The organism is Oxalobacter paraformigenes, assembly GCF_000158475.2.
Classification (GTDB): domain Bacteria; phylum Pseudomonadota; class Gammaproteobacteria; order Burkholderiales; family Burkholderiaceae_D; genus Oxalobacter; species Oxalobacter paraformigenes.
The window spans coordinates 1,499,714-1,522,570 of the sequence record NZ_KI392031.1 but is presented as its reverse complement, the minus strand read 5'-3'; the positions used below and the strand labels follow the sequence as shown (position 1 = coordinate 1,522,570).

The window sequence follows — 22,857 nt, the reverse complement described above, 5'->3', positions numbered from 1 at the left end:
TTTCAACGATAAAGGTTCAGGAGGAGAACGATATGAAATTGATCAGTGCCATTGTCAAGCCATTCAAGCTGGATGAAGTCAGGGAAGCGCTGGCGTCCATCGGAATTCAGGGCATGACGGTAACGGACGTTCGGGGATTCGGACGGCAGAAAGGGCATACCGAGCTGTACCGTGGCGCGGAATATGTGGTCGATTTTCTTCCGAAAACCAAAATCGAGGTCGCCATTGCCGATGAACTTCTGGAACAGGCCATCGAAGCGATCGGAAAATCGGCGTCAACCGGAAAAATCGGCGATGGAAAAATATTCATTGTCGATCTTGAGCAGGTGATCCGGATCCGTACCGGTGAAACAGGTACAGAAGCACTGTAAAGAAGGAGAAATATCATGAAAAACTTGTGTTCAGGAATGCTGGCAGCAATAACTGCCGGTTTTGCCGGAGAAGTGCTTGCACAGGACGCGTCGGTGGTGTCGGAAACGGCAACGGTGGCAGTGGAAACGGCAGTAATAGCCACAGTGGAAGCAAGTTCTGCGTTGAATCCGGGCGATACGGCCTGGATGCTGACTTCGACATTACTGGTTTTATTGATGGTCGTACCAGGACTGGCCCTGTTTTATGGCGGACTGGCCCGTACCAAAAACATGCTTTCCGTTTTGATGCAGGTCTTTGTGACGTTTTCATTGATTACCGTGCTCTGGTTCCTGTACGGGTATTCGCTGGCCTTTTCAGGGGAAGGGGCGATTATCGGCAATTTCGATAAATTGTTCATGAACGGTATTACACCGGATACCCTGTCAACAGTGCTTCCGACGATTCCGGAATATGTTTTTTCGGCTTTCCAGGGTTCTTTTGCCTGTATTACGGCAGTGTTGATTGTCGGCGCCTTTGCCGAGCGGATCAAATTCGGCGCTGTGATGGCGTTTATGGCTTTGTGGTTTACTTTCAGCTATGTCCCGATGGCTCATATTGTGTGGGGAGGCGGTTTTCTGGGAGAAGACGGTGCGCTTGATTTTGCCGGCGGTACGGTCGTTCATATCAATGCGGCGATTGCCGGGCTGGTCGGCGCTTATCTGATCGGCAAACGGCTCGGTTACGGCAAGGAAGCGTTTATGCCGCATTCACTGGTATTGACGATGGTCGGCGCTTCCCTGTTGTGGATAGGCTGGTTCGGATTCAATGCCGGTTCTGCCGGCGCGGCAAACGGTCTTGCCGGTCTTGCTTTTGTCAATACTGTGGTGGCAACGGGTGCAGCCACCTTGTCCTGGCTATTGGGTGAAATGTTTACCCGAGGCAAACCTTCCATGCTGGGCGCCGCTTCCGGTGCGGTGGCAGGATTGGTCACGATTACACCGGCTGCCGGGTTTGCCGGGCCGATGGGATCGCTTGTGATGGGACTCATTGCCGGTCCTGTCTGCCTGTGGGGGGTTACCGGTTTGAAAAGAATGCTGAAAGTGGATGATGCTTTCGATGCTTTCGGGGTTCATGGCGTAGGCGGTATTCTTGGCGCTATTTTGACCGGTATTGCGGTTTCGCCTGCGTTGGGTGGAACAGGTTTGAGCAGTGGGGAATATTCGATGCTGGCTCAGCTCTGGATACAGTTCAAAAGCGTTATGGTGACAATTGTCTGGTCTGGTGTCGTTTCTTTTATGGCCTACAAGCTTATCGGTATGGTTTGGGGGTTGAGGGTCTCGGAAGATGAAGAACGGGACGGTCTGGACAAAACCTCTCACGGCGAATCGGCTTACCACTACTGATGAAGGGAAGCCTTCAGGCAAGCGACCAGTCTGTGTGCAAAAGACCCGGCATTGCCGGGTCTTTTTTCATGGTTTTTGTTTCAGGAAAGTATAAAGGGTTTCGTACAGCTTGTTCAAGTCGATTGGCTTGGTAATGTAACCGTTCATTCCGCTTTTGAAGGCGGCGTCCATATCTTCCTGGAAAGCGTTGGCCGTCAAGGCAATGACCGGTACGGTTTCGGCATCCGGCCGGTGCAGCTTTCTGATCGCTTCCGTGGCGTCCATGCCGTTCATTTCCGGCATTTGCACATCCATCAGGATCATGCTGTAGCTGCCGGGCGGCGATTTCCGGAAAGCGTTCAGGGCTTCTTTTCCATTCGTCACATGTTCCAGAACGGCGCCGGCCGCTTCGAGCATGGCCATGACGATTTCGGCATTGAGTGGATTGTCTTCCGCAATCAGGATACGCCGGCCTTTTAAGAAATCGGCATCCCCCGGGGAAGGGGATGGATTCTCGTTGGGAAGGGAAGGGGTACCGTCGGCAGAGTGTTCCAGCGTCAGTATGACGGTGAACTGCGAGCCATTTCCGGGCTTGCTGGTCACATTGATGGTGCCGTTCATCATGTGGACCAGATTGTGACAGATGGCCAGGCCAAGTCCGGTGCCTCCATATTGCATGGCAGACTCGCTGGCCTGTTCGAAGGGTTCGAACATCCGTTGCATGAATTCCTCAGACATGCCGATACCGGTATCGCTTATCCTGAATTCGAGCCGGACTGCATTGCCGGATGTCCGGTGTGCCTTGATATCCAGCATGACCTGTCCGCCGGCGGGAGTGAATTTGAGCGCATTGGAAACCAGATTAATGATGATCTGGTTGATCCTCAGTTCATCGCCGACCACTCCCGGAACAGACAGATCGTGCGTATTCACCCGGAAAGTGACTTGATTGTCGACGGCTTTTTGACGAAACATGATTTCGATGCCGTCAACCAGATGCAAAAGATCGAAGGGTTGATTGTAGAGTTCGACCTTGCCGCTTTCGATTCGCGCCATGTCGAGAATGTCATTGATCAGGGCCAGAAGAAACCGGGAAGAAAAGTCGATTTTGTCCAGACTGTTTAGCAATTTATTTTTGTCGTCGACAGACATTCTGGCCATTTTCGTCATGCCGATAATGCCGTTCATGGGTGTCCGTATTTCATGCGACATGCGGGAAAGGAATTCGCTTTTTTCCCGGCTGGCATTTTCAGCGGCCAGGAGATCGGCGCTCAGTTTCTTCTGTCGCGCAGAATAGCTATACAGAAAAATGACGAGTCCGATAAATACGATGTTCAGTCCGATCAGCCATTGCCGTGTCTGGTAAATACCTTTTTCCGAATAGTCTTCCGCGGCTGAAACAACCTGATTGGCCACAATAAAATGTTTTTCACTGTTTTCGAACAGTTTGGCGGGATCACCGCCCTGCCGGACGTTTTGGATATCGATTTTTACAATTTCCCATTTTTTCTGGAGCTGATAAAGGAGTGCCTGATAAGCCGGATCGTGAAGGATGACCAGTCTGTTTTTCCCGTTTCCCTGCGCCAATTCGGAGAGAATTTCATCCAGCGACGCGATGAGGGAATCGTTCGGTTTGTGATGAAGTTCCTGTTTGACAAGCCTCTGGGTGGCTCCCCGGACGAGGCCGGCGTAATTGATGACACGGGCATGTCCGTGGAGCCTGGTGATGGAATAAATCGTGATGACGCTTAACAGGACAAATACTATCACCAGGAGAGCTGGAAGTATCGTTTGACGCACGTTGCGGGACAACAAACTCATGATATTGCTCTCCTGTTTTCTGGAGGCCGTCCGGATGGGTGAGGAAAAAATTCCAAAAGCAAAAATCCGGTTCGTTTGGAAGCGGTTTTAACGAAACCGGACATAATTTCGCTGGCTGGGAAACCGGTATCTGCCGTTAATAGATAGGCTACAAGATTATGCCTATTTTTTGTTGTTTTCGGGAAATATTTTGGCGGTTGGCCGGAATGCATGAAAGACGCCATGCCGTTTTCTGCAAGATGAACCGGATTACCCGGCGGCTTTTTTGGAGCTTGTCACTTCTATGCCGAGAAGAATGCAGGAAGAAAACGACAAGGAAAGTCATCTTGTAAAAAAACCCGGCTATGCCGGGTTTGGATTGTTGGAAAAAGAAGAGATCAGTCGCTTTTCTTTTCCAGTGTGCCGAGCAGCATACTGTTCATCAGTTTGACAAAAGCGGCAGGATCCTTTAGGGAACCTCCTTCTGCCAGCACGGCCTGGTCGAACAGCAGATTTGTCCAGTCGTTGAAGTGTTGGCCTTCATATTTCAGACTCTGGACAAGCGGGTGATTTGGATTGATTTCCAGGATCGGTTTCATGTTCGGAACCTTTTGGCCGGCGGCTTTCAGCATCCGCTGGAGATTGCCGGACAAGTCGTTTTCATCAGCGATCAGGCAGGAAGGCGATTCGGTCAGGCGAACAGTTACCCGAACATCCTTGACCTTGTCGCCCAGGACATTTTTCATTTTTTCAATCGTGTCCTTGAACTCGGTCTGGTTTTCTTCATTCTGTTTTTTTTCTTCCTCGTCTGCCAGTTTCAGCAAATCGAGACTGCCCTGTGCGACAGAAACGAGGTTCTTTTCGTTATATTCCTGCAGGAACGAGAGCATCCATTCATCGACGCGATCCGTCAGGATCAGGACTTCGATCCCCTTCTTGCGGAAGATCTCAAGATGAGGGCTGTTTTTGGCGGCCGTGTAGTTTTCGGCCGTGATATAGAAGATACGAACCTGGCTGTCTTTCATCCGCGAGATGTAATCATCCAGCGAAACGTTCTGTACGTCGGAGTCGTTATGCGTGGAAGCGAAACGCAGCAGTTTGGCGATTCGTTCCTTGTTGGACGGATCTTCGCCGACGCCTTCTTTCAGAACCTGCCCGAATTGCTGCCAGAAGTGGGCATACAGTTCTTTTTTGGCCGGATCGTCTGACTGGGCCAGTTCTTCAAGCATGGAAAGGACGCGGCGCGTCGAGCCGTCCCGGATCATTTTGACATCGCGCGATTCCTGGAGGATTTCACGGGAAACATTCAGCGGCAGATCGTTGGAATCGATCACGCCCCGAACGAACCGGAGATAGACAGGCATCAGCTGTTCCGCATCGTCCATGATAAAGACGCGCTTGACATACAGCTTGATGCCGCCCCGCTTGTTGCGATCCCACAGATCGAAAGGCGCTTCCCTGGGAATGTAAAGCAATTGATTGTATTCGGTACGGCCTTCTACCTTGTTATGCGTCCAGATCAGCGGATCGTTGAAGTCGTGAGTGATATGTTTGTAAAACTCGCGGTACTGTTCGTCGGTAATATCCGCCTTGTTTCTGGCCCATAATGCATTGGCCTGATTGACGGTCTCCAGTTCCGTCCCGGTTTTCATGGTCTTGGCTTCGTTGTCCCATTCCTCTTTCAGCATCTGGATCGGAAGGGAAATGTGATCCGAATATTTGCGAATGATCGCTTTCAGACGCCAGTTGGTCAGGAAATCGTCTTCTCCTTCCCGAAGATGAAGCGTGATGTCGGTGCCGCGTGACGATTTTTCGATGTTTTCGATGCTGAAATCGCCTTCACCGGTGGATTCCCAGCGAATGGCTTCCGTAGCAGGCAAACCGGCACGGCGGGATTCGACTGTTATTTTGTCGGCGACAATGAAACCGGAATAGAAGCCGACACCGAACTGGCCGATTAACGCGTCGTTTTTTTTCTGGTCGTTCGACAGGCGGGAAATAAACTCTTTGGTACCGGATTTGGCGATCGTTCCGAGATGGGTAATGGCTTCTTCCCGGCTCATGCCGATACCGTTGTCTGAAACGGTAATGGTACGGGTTTGCGGATTGAAGAAAATACGGATTCGCAAGTCTGTATCGTGTTCCTGCAATTCGGGTTTGTCCAGCGCCTCATAACGGAGCCGGTCGATTGCGTCCGAGGCATTCGAAATCAATTCCCGCAGGAAAATTTCCTTGTTGGAATAAAGCGAGTGGATCATGAGTTGCAAAAGCTGTTTTACTTCTGCCTGAAAACCCAGAGTCTGTTTTTCTGATTCAGCCATTTATTTTTCCTTCATGGACAGCAATAGTTAAATGAATGAAACCCATATAGAGGTTATACCTGATATTTCAAGGCCTATAAAGTGAAATGCATGGTACAAAATTTATTTTTCATGAAACACAGCTTGTGCGCATCACTTTGGCATGATGCGCTCATACGTAACCGGCTTTTTCGGATGCAGAGAGTGGAGGGGGGGATTTCCCAGCCGGACAGTACAGGACGCGCAGAAAAGATATCGGGCGATACGACAAGCCGGCAGGCAGCGCCAAAGTCCCGGAATAATGCGGATTTTATGCAAGGTATGCAAAAAATCTATTTGTTTTTTTACCTGAAACGCAAGGTGGTTCTGAAGCGGAGTTATCCCTGGCCGAAAGTTACCGTAAAGGTGGTGCCGGCTCCTTCCTGGCTTTCCATGGCGATTTGCCAGTTCAGGGCATCGCAGATCCGGCTGGCGATAGAGAGTCCCAGACCATAGCCGACGATTCCTTGTCTGGTCGCCTGTTTTCCACGGTAACCCTTGTCGAAAACACGTTCCTTTTCCAGCGCGGAAATGCCCGCGCCGGTATCGAGAACCCGGAAAAAATTTTTGCCCAGAATGACTTTCACGAAACCTTTTTCAGTATACCGGATAGCGTTGAAAACAAGATTGTTGAAGACTGACGCTACCAGAATGGCGTTGAATTTTTCCGTGCAAATATCATCGCGGATTTCAACAGCCAGTTGCAGCCCCTTGGCTTCCGATTCACGTCTCCAGACAGGCTCGTTTTCCTCGACGATTTCGGCAATTTCGGCGATTTTTTCGGCGTGATTGTGGTCTTGCCGGACCAGGTTCAGGAATACGCCCAAAAGTTCTTCCATCCGGGAGGCGGTCCTTTGCGCCCGTAAAACGATCTGTCGCTCATGCGCGCTCAGATTTCCGGAATTGCCAAGAAGTTCAATGGAGGTGCTCATCACGGTTAAAGGAGTGCGCAGTTCATGGCTGACTTCGGAAGCGAACTGTCGCTCACTCATCAGCAGGTGGTGCAATCGTGTTGTTGTCAGCTGGAAACTCTCGGCCAGTTCGCCGATTTCGTTTTTTTCCCATGCGCCGGAAAAGGATCCCGAGCCAAGCCGCCCTTCCTTGAGTTCCTGATTCAGACGTCGCGTTTCGTTCAAAAGACGATCCATGGGCCGGAAAGAATGCTTGACTATCCAGAATCCCAATACGAGGGAAACAAGTCCTATGGCAGACAGAAGAATCAGCCCTTTCAGGAAAAGTTTTCTTTCCCAGGTTTCGAATTCATCCTGATTTCGGGTCAGCACGTATCTTTTATTGCCGATTTCCTTGACGAAAATATGCAAGTCTTCCTTGCCGGTATACTCGCTGTAACCGTCGGGCAGATCCCGGAAATGTTCCGGAATGCCATGGACGGGATCTTCAGCGACGTAAAGGCGGGAAAACTGGTCAAGCCGGGGAGGTTTGTCGTGTGCGAGATCGTTGGCGACGATAGCCGCAAGCGTGCTTTCCATGGTAGAACTCATCAGTTGCGCTTCTGTCTGGAAAGTAACGTACAAAAGACACACGCTGTAGATAAGCCCGATGATGAATGCAGTGATAGCGTAAATGAAGGCAAAACGCGTTTTGATCGTACCGGTGAAAAGACGCTTGTACCAGGGAGTTTCGCTGTTTGTCACGTTCAGGTTTCCCTTAATGTCCAGCCGAAACCGGATACGGTTTTTAGGAGAGATGTGCCGAAAGGACCGTCAATAACGGCACGAAGATTATGAATGTGGGTACGCAAACTGTCGCTGTCCGGCCGGTCATCGCCCCAGAGTTCGTTTTCCATTTCTTCGCGGGAGACAACGGAAGGGCTTTTAAGCATGAGAAGCTTCAGGATTTTGAACATCATGGGATTGAGACGGACAGGCACATCGGCGCGTGTGACGGTCAGCTCGTCCAGATTCATGACGATATCGGCGACTTGCAGGAGGTGGAATGCCGGCCTTTTGACGCGTCGCAGGATCGCACTGATTCTCAGTTCCAGTTCGGCAAGTGAAAACGGCTTGACCAGGTAATCGTCAGCCCCGGTTGACAGTCCCTGAATGCGGTCTTGCACCGTATCGCGTGCGCTCAGGAAAAGAACAGGTGTTTCGTTTCCCCGCGCGCGCAGTTCCCTGCACAGGTCAAGACCATCCATACCCGGGAGCATAATGTCGAGAATGATGAGATCGAATGACTGCAATGTCAGAAGAGCCAGCGCTTTCAGGCCATCATCGGTGTTATCAGTCTTGTGACCCTTGGCTTCAAGAAAATCCACCAGATTGTAGCGAATGTCCTGATTGTCTTCAATGATGAGGATTTTAGCCATGCCGCGTCCTTTTTAACATTTTTTTAACGCACGTTATATAAATTTCACAAATTATTCACCTGACGTTTTATTCATTTGGCTCATAGTGTGTACATCGTCACTTCGCGCGGATGGGACAGATGCGGCAAAACAGGGCTGGGACAGCTTGTTTTGGAACCTGCAAAACCATGGTTTCCGGCAACGTATCGAACAGGAAGGCGAAGCACAAAAAGCGTCAACAGGATTTTACGACAGTTTGCCAGTTGTGGTGCTGTGTTCATGGCGGGTATTCCTTTTTCGCGCATTGGAGATCCTGAACGGTTTATGCCTGCGTTTTTGGAAGAGGGTATGGAAAATCCGGATTATTGTTATCGACATTGATGGGCTTGCCAATGAAATGCGCTATTGAAGAATTAATGCCTTTTCAAATAGGGAAAGGATCCGAAAGGCTTTGTTTCCGGTCCCCCGGCAATCCCGGAAATGTGATAAAGGTCAGCCCCGTTTCGAATGCAAAACAGACTATTCGTGAAATCAGATATTTTCAATATCTTGAAAGACAAGACGTTCCTTTTACGCATATCCCGAAGTTTAAGGGAATCATCGAATTGGAAGGATATATTGGTTTTGAGCAAGAGTTGATACTGGATAAAGAGGGAAATCCGGCCCCATCTTTGGGCGATTTTATGGGAAGTATAAGGTGGCCGGGTTTTCCTTCTTCCCTGAAGGGGAACAAAGAAGGATTGTTCAAAGATCTTTTCGACTACCTTTACAGATTTAACATTGTTGTTTGCGATCTGGTGCTTTCCAACATTCTTGTCGATGACCGGAGCGATCGGCCTAAGCTGGTTTTGGTTGATGGTCTCGGTTGTAACGAATTTTTGCCGGTTGCCCAATACCTGCCTTTTATGGGCAGAAAAAAAATTGCCAGAAAATGGAATCGTTTTATGAAAAGAAACCGTCTTGTTGACGGTAAATCTGGAACGGATAGAGGTTTTTGCGTGTCGTAAGGCAGCTTTTGTGGCTTGCAGGACAAGGAATACCTGTCTGGATGTGGTTTACAGATGTTCATTTCGGGAAATTTACGATTTTCCGGGTTGAGAGAACAGCCTGTAGCCTTCATTAAATGTTTCAGTACTTTTTATCGGCTTTTTATTTCGCGACTGCCCGTTTAAAAGGATTTGCTGGCAAACATTTCACAAGAACCCGGTTTTCCGGTTCAAAAACCGGTTCGCTTTTTCATCAAGTTATACCGGAATTGGATACTCAACAGCCGGTATTTTTCCAGAAGCTGGCGCACGTTTCTTTCCGTTCGGTGGAACACCGCCACTTTTTTCGAGCGCAAGATGCCGGTTTTCCAGAGGGGCGGCAATCGTTTTTGACAAGGGAAATTTCCGATTTGCCGGTTGTGGCGTTTCATTAAGGATTTTACAGAGCTATAATGAATGAAAACATTGACGCTGAATTTTCTCCATGAAGTACTCCGACAGAATCCTCAATACGCCGTCCTCTTTCATTCGCGACATTCTGAAAGTGCTGGACGCGCCGGATATCATTTCCTTTGCCGGCGGTTTGCCCAATCCGGTTTCGTTTCCGATTGAGGCACTGAAAGAAGCGATCGACGGGGCCATCCGGAAGAACGGCAGCAAACTGTTCCAGTATTCCACAACGGAAGGTTATTCTCCCTTGCGCGAATTGATCGCGGAAAAATATCGCCGAAAATTCGGTCTGGATATCCAATCCGAAGATATTCTGATTACAAACGGGTCGCAGCAGGCGCTTGAACTGATCGGTACTGTGCTTTTGAACAAGGGCGACAAGGTGCTGATGGAAGAACCGGGTTATCTGGGGGCGATTCAGGCGTTTTCGCTGTGCGAACCGGAATTTCTGTCCGTTCCGCTGGAAGAAGACGGGCTGAATCTGGAGAAACTGGAAGAAGTCCTGAAAAATCATCCCGTCAAACTGATTTACAGCGTGCCGAATTTCCAGAATCCGACGGGGCTGACGTATTCGATGGAAAAAAGAAAAGCGATACGGGAGCTTGTTTCGAAATACGATCTCGCCTTTATTGAAGACGATCCTTATGGAGAGCTGCGGTTCCAGGGGGAATCCTTGCCTTATATTGGCGCCGGTTATCTGGAAAACAGTATTTTGCTCGGGTCGTTTTCGAAAACGGTCACGCCGGGCATGCGGCTGGGTTTTCTGATTACCAAAAATGCCCAGCTGATGCGTTATCTGGTGACAGCCAAGCAGGGGAGCGATCTTCACACCAATATTTTCACCCAGTATGCCATTCACGAGTATCTGCTGAACAATCCTTATGAGGAACACGTCAAAAGGATTGTGGAGCTTTACCGGACACAGGCAACGGCCATGCTGGACGCCATGGGAACGTATTTCCCCGCTTCCGTCTCGTATACCAGACCGGAAGGCGGCATGTTTATCTGGGCCACATTGCCGGAAGGCCAGTCGGCGCTGAAACTGTTTCCGAAAGCCATGGAACAGAAAGTGGCTTTCGTTCCGGGCGATCCGTTCTATGTATCCAGACGGGAGGTGAATACCCTGCGTCTGAATTATACGAATGCCACACCCGAAGTCATTACTGAAGGGATCAGGCGATTGGGCAGTATCTTGTAAGACGGGATAGTGGGGATGATTTGTCAATAAAGCGCGAACAAGGTTCGCGCTTTATTGATTCAGAAGGCTCTTTATCAGACCGGACTGAGCCAGTGGGCATATTTCGGCACTTTGCCGGAAACCACATCGAAAAAGAGCGACTGGATTTTTTCGGTGACCGGGCCACGGGAACCGATACCGATCGGGCGATTGTCGAGTTCGCGTATCGGGGTGATTTCGGCGGCGGTTCCGCTGAAAAAGGCTTCGTCGGCGCAATAGACTTCATCGCGGGTAATGCGTTTCTGGATGACTTCTATGCCCAGGTCGCCAGCGAGCGTAATGACAGAATCGCGGGTGATGCCATCCAGACAGCTTGCCAGATCCGGTGTGTAGAGTTTGCCGTTTTTGACGATAAAAACGTTTTCTCCGGAACCCTCGGAAACGAAACCTTCCGTATCCAGCAACAGCGCTTCATCGTAACCGTCGGCAGTCGCTTCCTGATTGGCAAGGATGGAATTGATGTAGTAGCCCGATGCCTTGGCGCGTACCAGTGAAACATTGACATGATGACGGTTGAAGGAAGAGACTTTGACCCGGATGCCTTTGCTGATGCCATCCTCGCCCAGATAGGCTCCCCACGGCCAGGCGGCAATGGCGGTATGGATGGTATTGTTTTTGGCGGATACGCCCAGTTTTTCCGAACCGACCCAGATGATGGGGCGGATATAACCCGATTCCAGATTGTTTTCCCGGATAACCTGTTTCTGGGCTTCCATCAGCGCTTCCATATCGTAGGGCACGTTCATCTGGAATATTTTGGCCGAATTCAAAAGGCGTTTCGTATGTTCCGGAAGACGGAAGATGGCGGTTCCCTTGTCTGTCTTGTAGGCGCGGACGCCTTCGAATACCGACATGCCGTAATGCAAAGAGTGAGTCAACACATGAATGGTGGCGTTTCGCCAGTCGACCAGTTTACCGTCCTGCCATATTTTTCCATCACGATCGTGCATCGGTGACATGAGATTTCTCCTGAATTTCAGTCAAAAAAGTTATTTTAGTCGAATAAACAGACAGCACAATGAATTTGTGAAAGACGACTGCGGTTTGTGTGACTTTTTGGCGTATGACCTGCGACAATCTGTAGGCCGCAAAATGGTTATTCATCCAGCTGGTACGGTAAAATAACAGTATTCTTTCACTATCCATAACCACCATCATGCAATCCGAACCTTCATATAAACGACTGACCGATCTGGTGGATAAAGGCGAACTGCAGGGAAAGCGCGTTTTTATCCGTTCCGACTTGAATGTTCCACGCGATGCCGAAGGCAATATTACGGAAGATACCCGTATCCGTGCATCGATCCCCGCCATCAGGGATGCCTTGAAAGGCGGCGCGGCCGTCATGGTAACGTCCCATCTGGGTCGTCCGAAAGAAGGCGAGTTTACTCCTGAAGAATCGCTGGCTCCTGTCGCGAAACGCATGTCTGAATTGCTGGGACAGCCGGTGGAATTGAAGCGTGACTGGATCGATGGGGTCGATGTCCAGCCCGGACAGGTCGTTTTGCTGGAAAATGCCCGTTTCAACAAGGGCGAAAAGAAAAACAGCGACGAACTGGCGAAAAAGATGGCGGCGCTTTGCGACGTTTATGTCAATGATGCGTTCGGTACGGCCCATCGTGCGGAAGCGACGACATATGGTATCGCCAGATATGCGCCGGTTGCCTGTGCCGGTCCCTTGCTGGCGGCCGAACTGGATGCGTTAACCAGAGCGATGACCAATCCGTACCGTCCCATGATGGCGATTGTCGGCGGTTCCAAGGTTTCCGGGAAACTGGAAGTATTGCGCAAACTGGCTGACAAGGTGGACAGCCTGATTGTCGGTGGTGGTATCGCCAATACGTTTTTGCTGGCTGCCGGTTATCCGGTGGGAAAATCGCTTATTGAAGAGGATCTGGTAGAGGAAGCGAAATCGATTATGGCGATGATGAAATACCGGAAAGCGTCTGTGCCCTTGCCCGTCGATGTCGTTTGCGCCAAGGAATTTGCCGCGAGTGCGCCGGCGACTGTCAAAAAGGTAAGCGATGTTAAACCGGACGACATGATACTGGATATCGGCCCGGAAACGGCGAAACTTTATGCCAGCCTGATTGCGAAGGCGGGTACGGTTATCTGGAATGGTCCGGTCGGCGTATTCGAATTCGACCAGTTCGGCGGCGGTACCAAAGCGGTGGCGGAAGCGATTGCCCATTCCAGAGCCTTTTCGCTTGCCGGCGGCGGCGACACGCTGGCGGCAATCGCCAAATACGGCATTGCCGACAAGATCGGTTATATCTCTACCGGAGGGGGCGCTTTTCTTGAGTTCCTCGAAGGAAAGACCTTGCCCGCTGTCGACATTCTGATGCAACGAGCCAATCATTAAAAATACAGTCAAGGAGAAACAGATGTCTATTGTATCCATGCGCCAATTGCTGGATCATGCCGCAGAAAACGGTTACGGATTGCCTGCCTTCAACGTCAACAATCTGGAACAGGTTCAGGCTATTATGGAAGCGGCTTCCGAAGTGAATTCGCCGGTTATCATGCAGGCTTCCGCCGGAGCGAGACGTTATGCCGGGGAACCTTTTCTCCGTCATTTGATTGAGGCCGCTGCCGAAGCTTACCCTGATATTCCCATCGTCATGCATCAGGATCATGGCCAGTCGCCAGCCGTTTGCATGACGGCGATCCGTTCGGGGTTCAGTTCGGTGATGATGGATGGCTCGCTGATGCCGGACGGCAAGACGGCGGCCAAATATGAATACAATCTGGAGGTAACGAAAGAAGTCGTCAAGTTTTCGCATGCCGTCGGCATTACTGTCGAAGCGGAACTGGGGGTACTGGGGTCGCTGGAAACGATGAAGGCCGACAAGGAAGACGGCATCGGCGCGGAAGGAACCATGACACGCGAACAGCTTCTGACCAATCCGGAACAGGCTGCCGAGTTTGTCCGTGAAACCCAGTGCGATGCGCTGGCGATCGCTATCGGGACGTCACACGGCGCATACAAATTTACCCGGAAACCGACAGGCGATATTCTGGCGATCGACCGTTTGAAAGAAATCCATGCCCGTCTTCCCAATACGCATCTGGTCATGCACGGGTCGTCTTCCGTACCTCAGGAACTGCTGGCGATTATCCGGGAATACGGTGGCGATATCCGTGAAACCTATGGCGTTCCGGTGGAAGAGTTGCAAGAAGGCATCAAGTTCGGCGTTCGCAAGATCAATATCGATACGGATATCCGGCTGGCGATGACGGCGGCCATTCGCCGTTATCTGGCCCGGAATCCCTCGCATTTCGACCCGCGCGACTATCTGAAGGCGGCGAAAGAAGAAGCGAAGAAGATGTGCATGTCGCGTTATATCGCTTTCGGCAGTGCGGGTCAGGCCTCGAAAATCAAACCGATTCCTCTGGAAAAGATGGCGGAAAAATATAAAAAAGGCGAACTCGCCCAAATCGTGAAATAATATCGTTTTTCCGAAAAAAGTAGCACAATATGCAGGTGCGACCGGATCCGGTCGCACCTGTGTCGTTTTGACTGTTGCGTTTGATGAATTTGAGTAAAAAATGGCAGAAAACAATAAAGATGAAAAACTGATCGGAATCGTGATGGGTTCCACTTCCGACTGGGATGTCATGAAGGAAGCGGCGAAAATGTGCCGGGATTTCGGCGTTTCGTTCGAAGCGCGTGCCTTGTCGGCTCACCGGACGCCCGATGAACTCGGCGAATGGATCATCAGTATGGAAAAACGCGGCTGCAAGGCGTTTATCGCGGGCGCAGGCGGCGCGGCGCATCTGGCCGGTGTGGTCGCTTCGCATACAATTCTGCCGATTTTCGGGGTTCCGATTCCTTCAAAATACATGAAGGGTCTGGATTCCCTGCTGGCAACGGTTCAAATGCCCAAAGGCATTCCCGTTTCCACATTGGCCATCGGTGAAGCGGGCGCTGCCAATGCCGCTCTGGCCGTTATTGCGGTTCTGGCCATCAATGACGACGATTTGAAGAAGAAGCTGATCGCTTTCCGCGAAAAGCAGTCGGAAAAAGTCCGCAAGGCAACGTTGCCTGAACTGGACTGACGGAGGTATTTTCATGCCAGGCTTAATGGAAACCACTATCAAATCCCTTCCTTTCCTGCACAGGGGAAAAGTACGGGATATTTATGCGGTAGGCGACGACAAGATGCTGGTCGTCCAGACCGATCGTCTTTCCGCCTTCGATGTGGTCATGGAAGACCCTATTCCCAACAAGGGAAGGATTCTGACGGCCATGTCGAATTTCTGGTTCAAAAAGTTCGGTCATCTGATGCCGAATCACATGACGGATATTGATCCGGAATCGCTGGTGGCGCCGGAAGAGCGGGATCAGGTCAGAGGTCGTGCCATTGTCGTCAAAAAATTCAGGCCTTTGCCGATCGAAGCTATCGTTCGCGGTTATATCATCGGTACAGGATGGAAAGATTATCAGAAAACCGGAGCCATCTGCGGCATAAAATTGCCTGCTGGCCTGAAAGAAGCGCAGAAATTGCCGGAAGTGATTTTCACGCCTTCGACCAAGGCCGCGGTCGGGGAACATGACCAGAATATTTCATTTGAAAAAATGAAAGAGATCGTCGGCGCCGATATTGCTGAAAAAGTCCGCGATCTGGCTATTACCTTGTACAGGGAAGCGGCCGATTTTGCGGCGACAAAAGGTATCCTGATTGCCGATACCAAATTTGAATTCGGTGTCGATGAGGAAGGCAAGGTCTATCTGATCGACGAAATCCTGACGCCGGATTCTTCCCGTTTCTGGCCTGCCGCCAGTTATGCGGTCGGCATATCGCCTCCTTCGTTCGACAAGCAGTACGTTCGGGACTGGCTGGAGGCGCAACCGTGGGACAAAAAAGCGCCTGCTCCCCGTTTGCCGGAAGAAGTCGCGCAGAAAACGACGGAAAAATACAATGAGGCTTTGCGTCTTCTGACAGCGTGATGTAGCAATGAAAAATGCGGACGATATTCTGGCGGCCGCCCGGATTCTCGAATCCGGGCGATTGGTCGCTTTTCCGACAGAAACGGTCTATGGATTGGGGGGGGACGCGGAAAATCCGGCAGCTGTTGCAGCCATTTATGCGTTGAAAAACAGGCCGGCAAGCCATCCGCTTATTGTCCATGTGGCATCCGGTTCCGATATCGCTTACTGGTCTGACCGTATTCCCGATGAGGCAAGAAAACTGATGGCGGCCTTCTGGCCCGGGCCGTTGACCCTGATTTTGAAACGGGCGTCCCATGTTCTTCCCGATGTGGCGGGCGGGCAGGATTCGGTTGGTTTAAGGTGTCCGTCCCATCCGGTTGCCCAGGCTTTGCTGGGTTTGTTCAAACAGGGCAGGGGCGGTGTCGCGGCCCCTTCAGCCAACCGTTTCGGGCATGTCAGTCCGACCATGGCGCAGCATGTACGGGACGAATTCGGTGACGATCCCCGTCTTGGCGCCATACTGGATGGCGGACAGAGTGAAGTGGGCATTGAATCGACGATTCTCGACCTTTCCCGAATTGAAACAGCGGGTCCGGTTTTGCTTCGTCCGGGGAAAATCGGCGCTTCTCAAATTGCGGAAGTAATCGGCATGATGCCGAAAGTTCCCGATAATGGGGCTCCCCGTGCTTCCGGTACGCTGGCTTCCCATTATGCACCTCGAACGCCTGTTGCTGTGATACCGTCCGATAAACTGCTACAGCTACTCGTTCGTCTGGAAGAGAACGGGCATCGTGTTGCCTTGCTGCATTACTCTTCGCTTCCGGCTTCCAGGAAAATGTCACTGGCCGGGGAAGTCGGACTGTATTGCGCCCCCGATGTCTATTCCCATCAGTTATATGCCTCATTGCGCAAACTGGACAGGTCTGGCGCAGATGTGATTCTGGTTGAGGCAACCCCTGAGACGGAAACCTGGAAAGGCGTAAACGACAGACTGAAACGAGCCGCCTATAACGGTCTGGGAACGATCGAGCAATTGGCTGGAGTCAAGGAAACAGACTGACCGTTTCGCCAGTTTCCGGATAAAAACAGGCGAAACGGCAAAACGCTTTCCTAGACCATCGGGATAAGGTCAGGGTAAGCGATCTTCTGGGTTTTCGGCGGGAGTTGTTCCTGTTTTACCTTAAAGACCAGAACAGGAATCGGACTTGCCGTAATAACCTGGGCAGCTACGCTGCCAAGAAGCATTTTTTCCCAGCCGGCACGTCCCCGGGAAGCCATATAAATGAGATCGCATCCATTTTTTTCGGCCGCGGAGACAATGTAAAGCGCTGGCGAATTGGAAATATAGGTCTGTTCATCCAGCTTGACGCCGGCTGCGGAAGCCGCTTCACGGATGGGGGTCATGAATTCTTTTGCAGCACCTTTGACCGCTTGTTTGTATTCTTCATTGGTCGGCCAGCTGTTGTCCGGTTTTACATGCGCAAAGTCGAAAACGGCCGCCTGATTTTCCCCGGCTACAAAAACGCAAACAATTTCAGCGCCTACTTTTTTAGCAAGCTCGATACCTTCCAGTGCTGCCTGGGTAGCCAGTGCAGAGCCGTCTGTCGGGATGAGTATTTTCTTGAACATGATTTTTCTCCCCTGAAAAAACCGGTTATGAAACAGGATTGCCAATACAGCGACATTAATACTGGCAGTATTTTTTCTGGACATCGCTGTGTAAAACTCGTTAACTGCTGTTTCATTTTTATGCATTTTTCATAGGCCGTCAATGACTAATTAAAGAAGTTTTATTTTGAGTTTTGCCACTTTTTCAAAAAAGTTTTAAAAAACAGGTGATTGTATTATTTTTAAACGGTTTTCAAAATGAAGGTTCATGAGTTCGGACAGGATAAAAAGAGACATTGAAAAACGTCTTGTCCGAAAAATGTTTTTTGCACTCAAAGCGTCCTTTTACGCTGGAGTGCTGTCCTTGCAGCACTCTTCAAAAATTGTCCATCGTTTCGGTACAAGGCTGCCTGTCCGGTGTTTTCTGGAAAAAGTGGTATTGTCCTGAATCGTCATCTGTGGGACTTTCGTGGTTCAGGGCGCTTTTGTGTGAAAAACGGTTAGCGGCTTTTGCCGAACCGGGCGCGTCAGCGGCAGGGAGCGCCTTTTTTTGTCTCTTATGGCAACGTTATTTGCCGGAAACCTCGTGTTTCCGGCTATTTCTGGCTGCCTCCAGTTAAGTGTTAGCAGGAATAGTGAGGAAAAGGCGTTTGCGATAGCCGTTTCGCCAAGGTTGACCGATACGGCGAAACGGCAAAAACAGGCTTATTCCAGCGGGGTGTAATCCATATAATTTGCCGGAAGCGCTTCTTTTTTGACTTTGTAAACCAGTACCGGAATCGGGCTTGAAGCCATTACCCTGGCGGCGACGCTGCCGAGAAGGACTTTTTCCCAGCCGCTGCGTCCTCTGGAAGCCATGAAAATCAGATCGCATCCATTCTTTTCGGCGGCCATGACGATAGAGGTCGCCGGGGATCTGGAAATGTAGGTTTCTTCACTGAATTTGACGCCTGCCGTTGCCGCAGCTTCGCGGATGGGAGCCATGAATGCCCGGGATGTGTCTGTGACAGCTTGCCTGTACTCCTCATCGGTTGGCCAGTGTGTTTCAGGCCGGATATGGGTAAAGTCGAAAACGGCCGCCTGATTTTCTCCCGCGGCAAAAACGCAAACAATTTCAGCGCCTGCTTTTTTTGCGTAATCGATACCTTCCAGTGCCGCCTGGGTAGCCAGTGCAGAGCCGTCTGTCGGGATGAGTATTTTCTTGAACATGATTTTTCTCCCAGAAAAAACCGGTTATCAAACAGGATTGCCATAACAGCGATACTGATATCCTGCATGAATGTTTTTCGTTGAATGTGTTGCATTAAATGATGAAATGCGATTTTATTTTTAAGGCCTTTGCCTGTACCGTCAATCCTGAATAAATTGAGCTTTATTTCGGTTTTTATGGGTATGTCAAAAAACTTTTTTAAAAACAGTTTATTATATTCTTTCAAGATGTGACTTATGAAATACTGTATTTGGCATTAATCGGAGATAAACAATATGACACTTGAAAAAGCGACGCTCGGAGGCGGATGTTTCTGGTGCCTGGAAGCGGTTTTCCAGCAATTGAAAGGAGTAACGGGGGTTGTGTCGGGATATGCAGGGGGGCATGTCGATAACCCTTCTTACTTGCAAGTTTGCGGTGGGATGACGGGACATGCGGAAGTGGTACAGATTACATTTGATGCGGATGTGATCAGTTACCGTGATATCCTGAACATCTTTTTTACTGTGCATAACCCTACGACATTGAACCAACAGGGCAACGACATCGGGCCGCAGTACAGATCGGTCGTTTTTTACCACTCTCCGGAACAGAAAAAAATCGCGGAAGAGGTGATTGCCGCTATGGGAAGTGTGTGGTCGTCTCCTCTGGTTACCGAACTGGTTCCATTGGAAGGTTTCTATCCTGCGGAAGATTATCACCGGGACTTTTACCGGCAGAATCCTGATCAGGGATATTGTATTTATGTCATTGAACCGAAGCTTGCGGAATTCCGGAAAATGTTTGCCGATCGTCTAAAAGATTCATCCCTGTAAAAATGCCCGGCAGTGCCGGGCATGTCATGATGAGAGCGACAAGGTATTAACCGCTGGCGTTCAGTCCTTTTTTTCGTACATATAGTTTCTCGACATCGGCAAGAGAGGCGAGGTACGGCCGGATTTGATGCAGACAACCTGGAAGATGGCTACACGATCCAGGGCGAAAGCGTAGGAACAGCCTGCCAGATAAACGCGCCATATCCGGTATCGTTTTTCGTCGGTCAACTGCTTGATGGCGGAGGTCGCTTTTTCAAAGTTTTCCGCCCAGATACCGCAGGTTTTTGCGTAATGATGGCGCAGGTTTTCGATATCGAGCGCTTCCAGTCCCGCTTCCTGCATGTTTTTCAGTACCAGGCCGATATGAGGCAGTTCGCCATTCGGGAAAACATACTTTTCGATGAATTCGCCACCGCCGAAAGGCGTTTCCCCGCTTTCGGCATCGCAACTGGTAATGCCGTGGTTCATGGCAATCCCGTCGTCTTTAAGCAGCTTGTGAATAATCTTGAAATAATCGACAAGATAACGCAGACCGACGTGTTCGAACATGCCGACACTGGTGATGCGGTCGAATTGTCCGGTTACATCGCGGTAATCCTGAATACGAATGTCGATCTTGTCTTCCAGACCTTTTTCACGGACGCGTTGACGCGCCAGTTCATACTGGTTTTTGGAAAGGGTGATGCCCACGACATTGGCGCCGTACTTTTCCGCCGCCCGGATGGCAAGCGCGCCCCAGCCACAGCCGATATCGAGTAACCGGTCGCCTGGGCGTACCCTGATTTTGGTCAGGATATGGTCGATTTTCTTGATTTGAGCTGTCGCCAGATCTTCGTCTCCATTTTCGAAGTATCCACAGGAATAAACCATATTGGGATCGAGCCACTGCTGATAGAATTCGTTGGAAACGTCATAGTGGTAACCGATGGATTCGGCGTCGATTTTCCGGTTGTGGCGTCCTCCGAAATAATGTCTGAATTTGGCCGCAGTGGCCGAGGCGGGCGTATCGAAGAGATCGGCCAGCGAATTGCCCATGGTGATCATGTCGTTCAGGGTACCCTGCACTTCGATTTTGCCTTCTACATAAGCGGTTCCCAGATTATCCAGGGTCGGCTTCAAAAGATAGCTAAGGGATGCGAGTTCAGGTATTCTTATGACGACTTTCGGGTCTTCATTGGGGTTAAGGTCGTATTTTTGTCCGGTCCATAATTCCAGACGCAACGGTAATTGAGACGTTTTGCGTACGTCGTTAACCCAGTTTGCCAATTTCTTTTCCCAGAACACAGTTTCCCTCCCCATGATGGTTTTATCTGAAAATTCTTTCGCGTCCCCGATCTGGCTACACCATTGATGGGCACGTTATTACTCTTAGATTTTAAATCAGTTTTTTTCTCTCCGTAAGGCATATCCCACTTTGTGTTGGAAAATGGAAGGGGCAGGGCAGTTAATATGAAATTAATAGCATATTTCTTTTCCGATTTACTCTTTTTTTAAAAAGCAAGAGCTTGTTTTGTTAAACAGGCTGAATAAAAAAGATAAAGGTTTCCCGCCAGGAAAACGGGCGGTGCGCCGTTTTTGCCTGTTTTCAACGGGTTTTATCCCTTGGGCTACTGGCTATGGTGGCGCGCGTCCGATAAAATAACCGGTCAGGTCTGCCAGGCTGGCTCATGCAATAGCGCTGAAAGCATGCTACCTGAACTTCATGGAAGAGTCGACAGGCTTTCCTTGCTGAAAAACAAGTCATCTTTCTTTAATCCGGGTGGTTTTGTTTTAAGGAAAGTCTGAATGGAAAATGCCCTTGTCAATGATGGACGATTCAAACATTTCTCTCCGTTTTGCCGGTACAGTCCGTCTGTTCGGGAAAGATGGATTTTATCGCTTGCAACAGGCTCATGTAGCTGTTGTCGGTGTCGGTGGAGTCGGCTCATGGGCCGTAGAAGCCCTGGCAAGGAGCGGGATTGGCTCCCTGACCCTGATCGACGGCGATTTTCTTGTCGTCTCCAATATGAACAGGCAGCTTCAGGCTTTGGACGATACGCTGGGCAGATCGAAAGTATCCGTTCTGGCCGACCGGATTGCCGCCATCAATCCGCAGTGTAAAGTCGTATCCCTTCAGTGTTTCCTGACGCCGGAAAATATCGATGAATTGATTGGAAGCGCCAAGTTCGATTTCATCATCGACGCCATTGACAGTGTCCGGGACAAGGCTGAATTGATTGCCTACTGCCGCGACTGTTCGATTCCTGTCGTTACGGTGGGGAGCGCCGGAGGACAGATGGATCCAACCCGTATCGACATATGCGATCTGTCTCGAACACAACAGGAACCCTTGCTGGCAAAAGTACGCAAGCGTTTGCGCTCGCAATATGGATTCACGCGCAATCCGAAAAACAGATTCGGCATTGATGCCGTTTATTCTCTGGAACCGGTCCGCTATCCAGACCCTGAAAGAAATGAACCGGAAAGCGCGGTGAAAATTGCAGGGCTGAATCCGGCAGGCTTCGGGACGGCGATGGCGGTAACGGCCGGTTTTGGGATGGCTGCCGCCGCCTACGTTTTGAAACGTATTGCTCGCGTCTGAAAAAGAAGGCAAATTGCCGGAAGGCGGACGCCCTGCGAGGGATGGGCTGGAGACAGTTGCGCGGTCTGACGGCTTCTGTTTCACAGGGGAGTGTGTTTCTGTCGGAACGATCCGATGCGGAAGGAAACGGAACATAAAAAAAGGGGAACGAACCCGTTCCGGATATTTCTGTTCCAAAATGTGGCCGTTTTTCAGATATCGGGATATCCGGTTGGGGTATTGGCGGTTTTTTCATGCATTATCCGGTATTGGGGATGTCTGCCGGGTTCCTTGCTTAAAATGGATTCCATCAGGGCAAGGCGATCGACAGTCCACACGACGGGGGATGTTATTTTCACCGATGGCGGCAGCGATTTTCTGGCGAGTGTAACATGGGGGCGGAAAGATTCCCTTTTGTCTTCAAGATAAGCCGGAACCAGAAACTGGCGTGTTGTGTTATGGAGCTGGACAAGGCCGGGCGGAATTTCCGTCGGGCCGATCCAGCTTAGGCGGATTTTTGAAAAATAACCTGTTTTGTCCAGTGAAAGAACAAAAGGATCGAAAGTCACCCGATCCATAAAATTTTTCAGGGGAAAAAGAATACTTTCAGGCTGATTGCCCAGAAAGAAAAGGGTCAGGTGGAAGTTTTCCGGAGGGGTTTTCCTGCCGGCTATCTTTTTCTGTACGCTTGCCAGCTTCTCTTTGGTGTGCCTGTCCGGCAACAAGGCGACAAAGAGCCTCCGGGTTTTTTCAGCGTTTCCGGGCAGGTGTAAAGCAAGCGTTTCAGGGAGCATGGAGCGGCCTTTTTAAATCATGCGTTATCGAAAGCGATATCCAGGCAGTCTGTTTTTCGACTGTAGCGGCAATTTATCAGGGTA

The 22,857-nt window shown here is 50.3% G+C and carries 21 protein-coding genes; 11 read left to right on the top strand and 10 right to left on the bottom strand.

Going from position 1 to position 22,857, the window contains the following annotated elements; genetic code table 11:
• Positions 1-32: 32 nt before the first annotated feature.
• Together glnK and OFAG_RS11385 are read left to right on the top strand one after the other, a co-directional pair.
• Positions 33-371: a P-II family nitrogen regulator gene (gene glnK, locus OFAG_RS11390; RefSeq protein ID WP_005875879.1), complete on the top strand. Its 339-nt coding sequence runs from the start codon at positions 33-35 to the stop codon at positions 369-371.
• 15 nt (positions 372-386) lie between these two features.
• The gene (locus OFAG_RS11385; protein WP_005875880.1) at positions 387-1,754 is read left to right on the top strand and encodes an ammonium transporter; all 1,368 of its coding nucleotides are present in this window, start codon (positions 387-389) and stop codon (positions 1,752-1,754) included.
• 66 nt (positions 1,755-1,820) lie between these two features.
• Here the strand turns inward: OFAG_RS11385 and OFAG_RS11380 are convergent, their stop codons facing one another.
• The 5 genes from OFAG_RS11380 to OFAG_RS14400 all read right to left on the bottom strand — a co-directional run bounded on the left by OFAG_RS11380 (position 1,821) and on the right by OFAG_RS14400 (position 8,461).
• Complete coding sequence (locus OFAG_RS11380; RefSeq protein WP_005875881.1) at positions 1,821-3,554, bottom strand: hybrid sensor histidine kinase/response regulator; 1,734 nt, start codon at positions 3,552-3,554, stop codon at positions 1,821-1,823.
• Between the two features lie 377 nt (positions 3,555-3,931).
• Complete coding sequence (htpG, locus tag OFAG_RS11375) at positions 3,932-5,854, bottom strand: molecular chaperone HtpG (protein WP_005875882.1); 1,923 nt, start codon at positions 5,852-5,854, stop codon at positions 3,932-3,934.
• Positions 5,855-6,210: 356 nt separating this feature from the next.
• Positions 6,211-7,527, bottom strand: a complete 1,317-nt coding sequence (locus tag OFAG_RS11370; RefSeq protein ID WP_005875883.1) for a sensor histidine kinase — start codon at positions 7,525-7,527, stop codon at positions 6,211-6,213.
• A 2-nt stretch (positions 7,528-7,529) separates the two neighbouring features.
• Complete coding sequence (locus OFAG_RS11365) at positions 7,530-8,201, bottom strand: response regulator transcription factor (RefSeq protein ID WP_005875884.1); 672 nt, start codon at positions 8,199-8,201, stop codon at positions 7,530-7,532.
• A gap of 80 nt (positions 8,202-8,281) precedes the next feature.
• Positions 8,282-8,461, bottom strand: coding sequence for a hypothetical protein (locus OFAG_RS14400; RefSeq protein ID WP_155979207.1), 180 nt, complete (start codon positions 8,459-8,461; stop codon positions 8,282-8,284).
• Positions 8,462-8,545: 84 nt separating this feature from the next.
• Between OFAG_RS14400 and OFAG_RS11355 the strand changes: the two genes are divergently transcribed.
• Positions 8,546-9,187 carry a YrbL family protein gene (locus tag OFAG_RS11355; protein ID WP_155979206.1) on the top strand — a complete coding sequence of 214 codons (642 nt, stop codon included), beginning with the start codon at positions 8,546-8,548 and terminating at the stop codon, positions 9,185-9,187.
• A 463-nt stretch (positions 9,188-9,650) separates the two neighbouring features.
• Positions 9,651-10,814: an aminotransferase-like domain-containing protein gene (locus tag OFAG_RS11345; protein ID WP_005875888.1), complete on the top strand. Its 1,164-nt coding sequence runs from the start codon at positions 9,651-9,653 to the stop codon at positions 10,812-10,814.
• A 74-nt stretch (positions 10,815-10,888) separates the two neighbouring features.
• Here OFAG_RS11345 and OFAG_RS11340 read toward each other — a convergent pair whose 3' ends face one another.
• Positions 10,889-11,812 (bottom strand): branched-chain amino acid transaminase, encoded by a 924-nt coding sequence (locus OFAG_RS11340; protein WP_005875890.1) that lies wholly within the window; start codon positions 11,810-11,812, stop codon positions 10,889-10,891.
• Between the two features lie 197 nt (positions 11,813-12,009).
• On the opposite strand from OFAG_RS11340, the gene OFAG_RS11330 reads away from it, so the two are divergent.
• From OFAG_RS11330 to OFAG_RS11310, 5 genes are all read left to right on the top strand, one after another.
• Entirely contained in the window at positions 12,010-13,215 is a 1,206-nt protein-coding gene (locus tag OFAG_RS11330; RefSeq protein ID WP_005875892.1) for a phosphoglycerate kinase, read from the top strand.
• A 22-nt stretch (positions 13,216-13,237) separates the two neighbouring features.
• Complete coding sequence (gene fba / locus OFAG_RS11325) at positions 13,238-14,302, top strand: class II fructose-bisphosphate aldolase (protein WP_005875894.1); 1,065 nt, start codon at positions 13,238-13,240, stop codon at positions 14,300-14,302.
• 100 nt (positions 14,303-14,402) lie between these two features.
• Positions 14,403-14,912, top strand: a complete 510-nt coding sequence (gene purE, locus OFAG_RS11320) for a 5-(carboxyamino)imidazole ribonucleotide mutase (protein ID WP_005875896.1) — start codon at positions 14,403-14,405, stop codon at positions 14,910-14,912.
• 13 nt (positions 14,913-14,925) lie between these two features.
• A complete protein-coding gene (locus tag OFAG_RS11315) occupies positions 14,926-15,804 on the top strand; it encodes a phosphoribosylaminoimidazolesuccinocarboxamide synthase (RefSeq protein ID WP_005875898.1) in 879 nt (292 codons plus the stop codon).
• Positions 15,805-15,811: 7 nt separating this feature from the next.
• Entirely contained in the window at positions 15,812-16,846 is a 1,035-nt protein-coding gene (locus OFAG_RS11310; protein ID WP_005875900.1) for an L-threonylcarbamoyladenylate synthase, read from the top strand.
• 50 nt (positions 16,847-16,896) lie between these two features.
• Here the strand turns inward: OFAG_RS11310 and OFAG_RS11305 are convergent, their stop codons facing one another.
• Positions 16,897-17,541: a universal stress protein gene (locus tag OFAG_RS11305; protein WP_020995306.1), complete on the bottom strand. Its 645-nt coding sequence runs from the start codon at positions 17,539-17,541 to the stop codon at positions 16,897-16,899.
• Between the two features lie 558 nt (positions 17,542-18,099).
• The gene (locus OFAG_RS11295) at positions 18,100-18,603 is read right to left on the bottom strand and encodes a universal stress protein (RefSeq protein WP_005875904.1); all 504 of its coding nucleotides are present in this window, start codon (positions 18,601-18,603) and stop codon (positions 18,100-18,102) included.
• A 276-nt stretch (positions 18,604-18,879) separates the two neighbouring features.
• Between OFAG_RS11295 and msrA the strand changes: the two genes are divergently transcribed.
• Complete coding sequence (gene msrA / locus OFAG_RS11290) at positions 18,880-19,419, top strand: peptide-methionine (S)-S-oxide reductase MsrA (RefSeq protein ID WP_005875906.1); 540 nt, start codon at positions 18,880-18,882, stop codon at positions 19,417-19,419.
• A 60-nt stretch (positions 19,420-19,479) separates the two neighbouring features.
• Here the strand turns inward: msrA and OFAG_RS11285 are convergent, their stop codons facing one another.
• On the bottom strand, positions 19,480-20,703 hold the full coding sequence (locus tag OFAG_RS11285; RefSeq protein WP_005875908.1) for an SAM-dependent methyltransferase: 1,224 nt from the start codon (positions 20,701-20,703) through the stop codon (positions 19,480-19,482).
• Between the two features lie 520 nt (positions 20,704-21,223).
• Between OFAG_RS11285 and OFAG_RS11280 the strand changes: the two genes are divergently transcribed.
• A complete protein-coding gene (locus OFAG_RS11280; protein WP_231371700.1) occupies positions 21,224-22,000 on the top strand; it encodes a tRNA threonylcarbamoyladenosine dehydratase in 777 nt (258 codons plus the stop codon).
• 191 nt (positions 22,001-22,191) lie between these two features.
• Here the strand turns inward: OFAG_RS11280 and thpR are convergent, their stop codons facing one another.
• Positions 22,192-22,773 (bottom strand): RNA 2',3'-cyclic phosphodiesterase, encoded by a 582-nt coding sequence (gene thpR, locus OFAG_RS11275; protein ID WP_005875912.1) that lies wholly within the window; start codon positions 22,771-22,773, stop codon positions 22,192-22,194.
• Between the last annotated feature and the right edge of the window lie 84 nt (positions 22,774-22,857).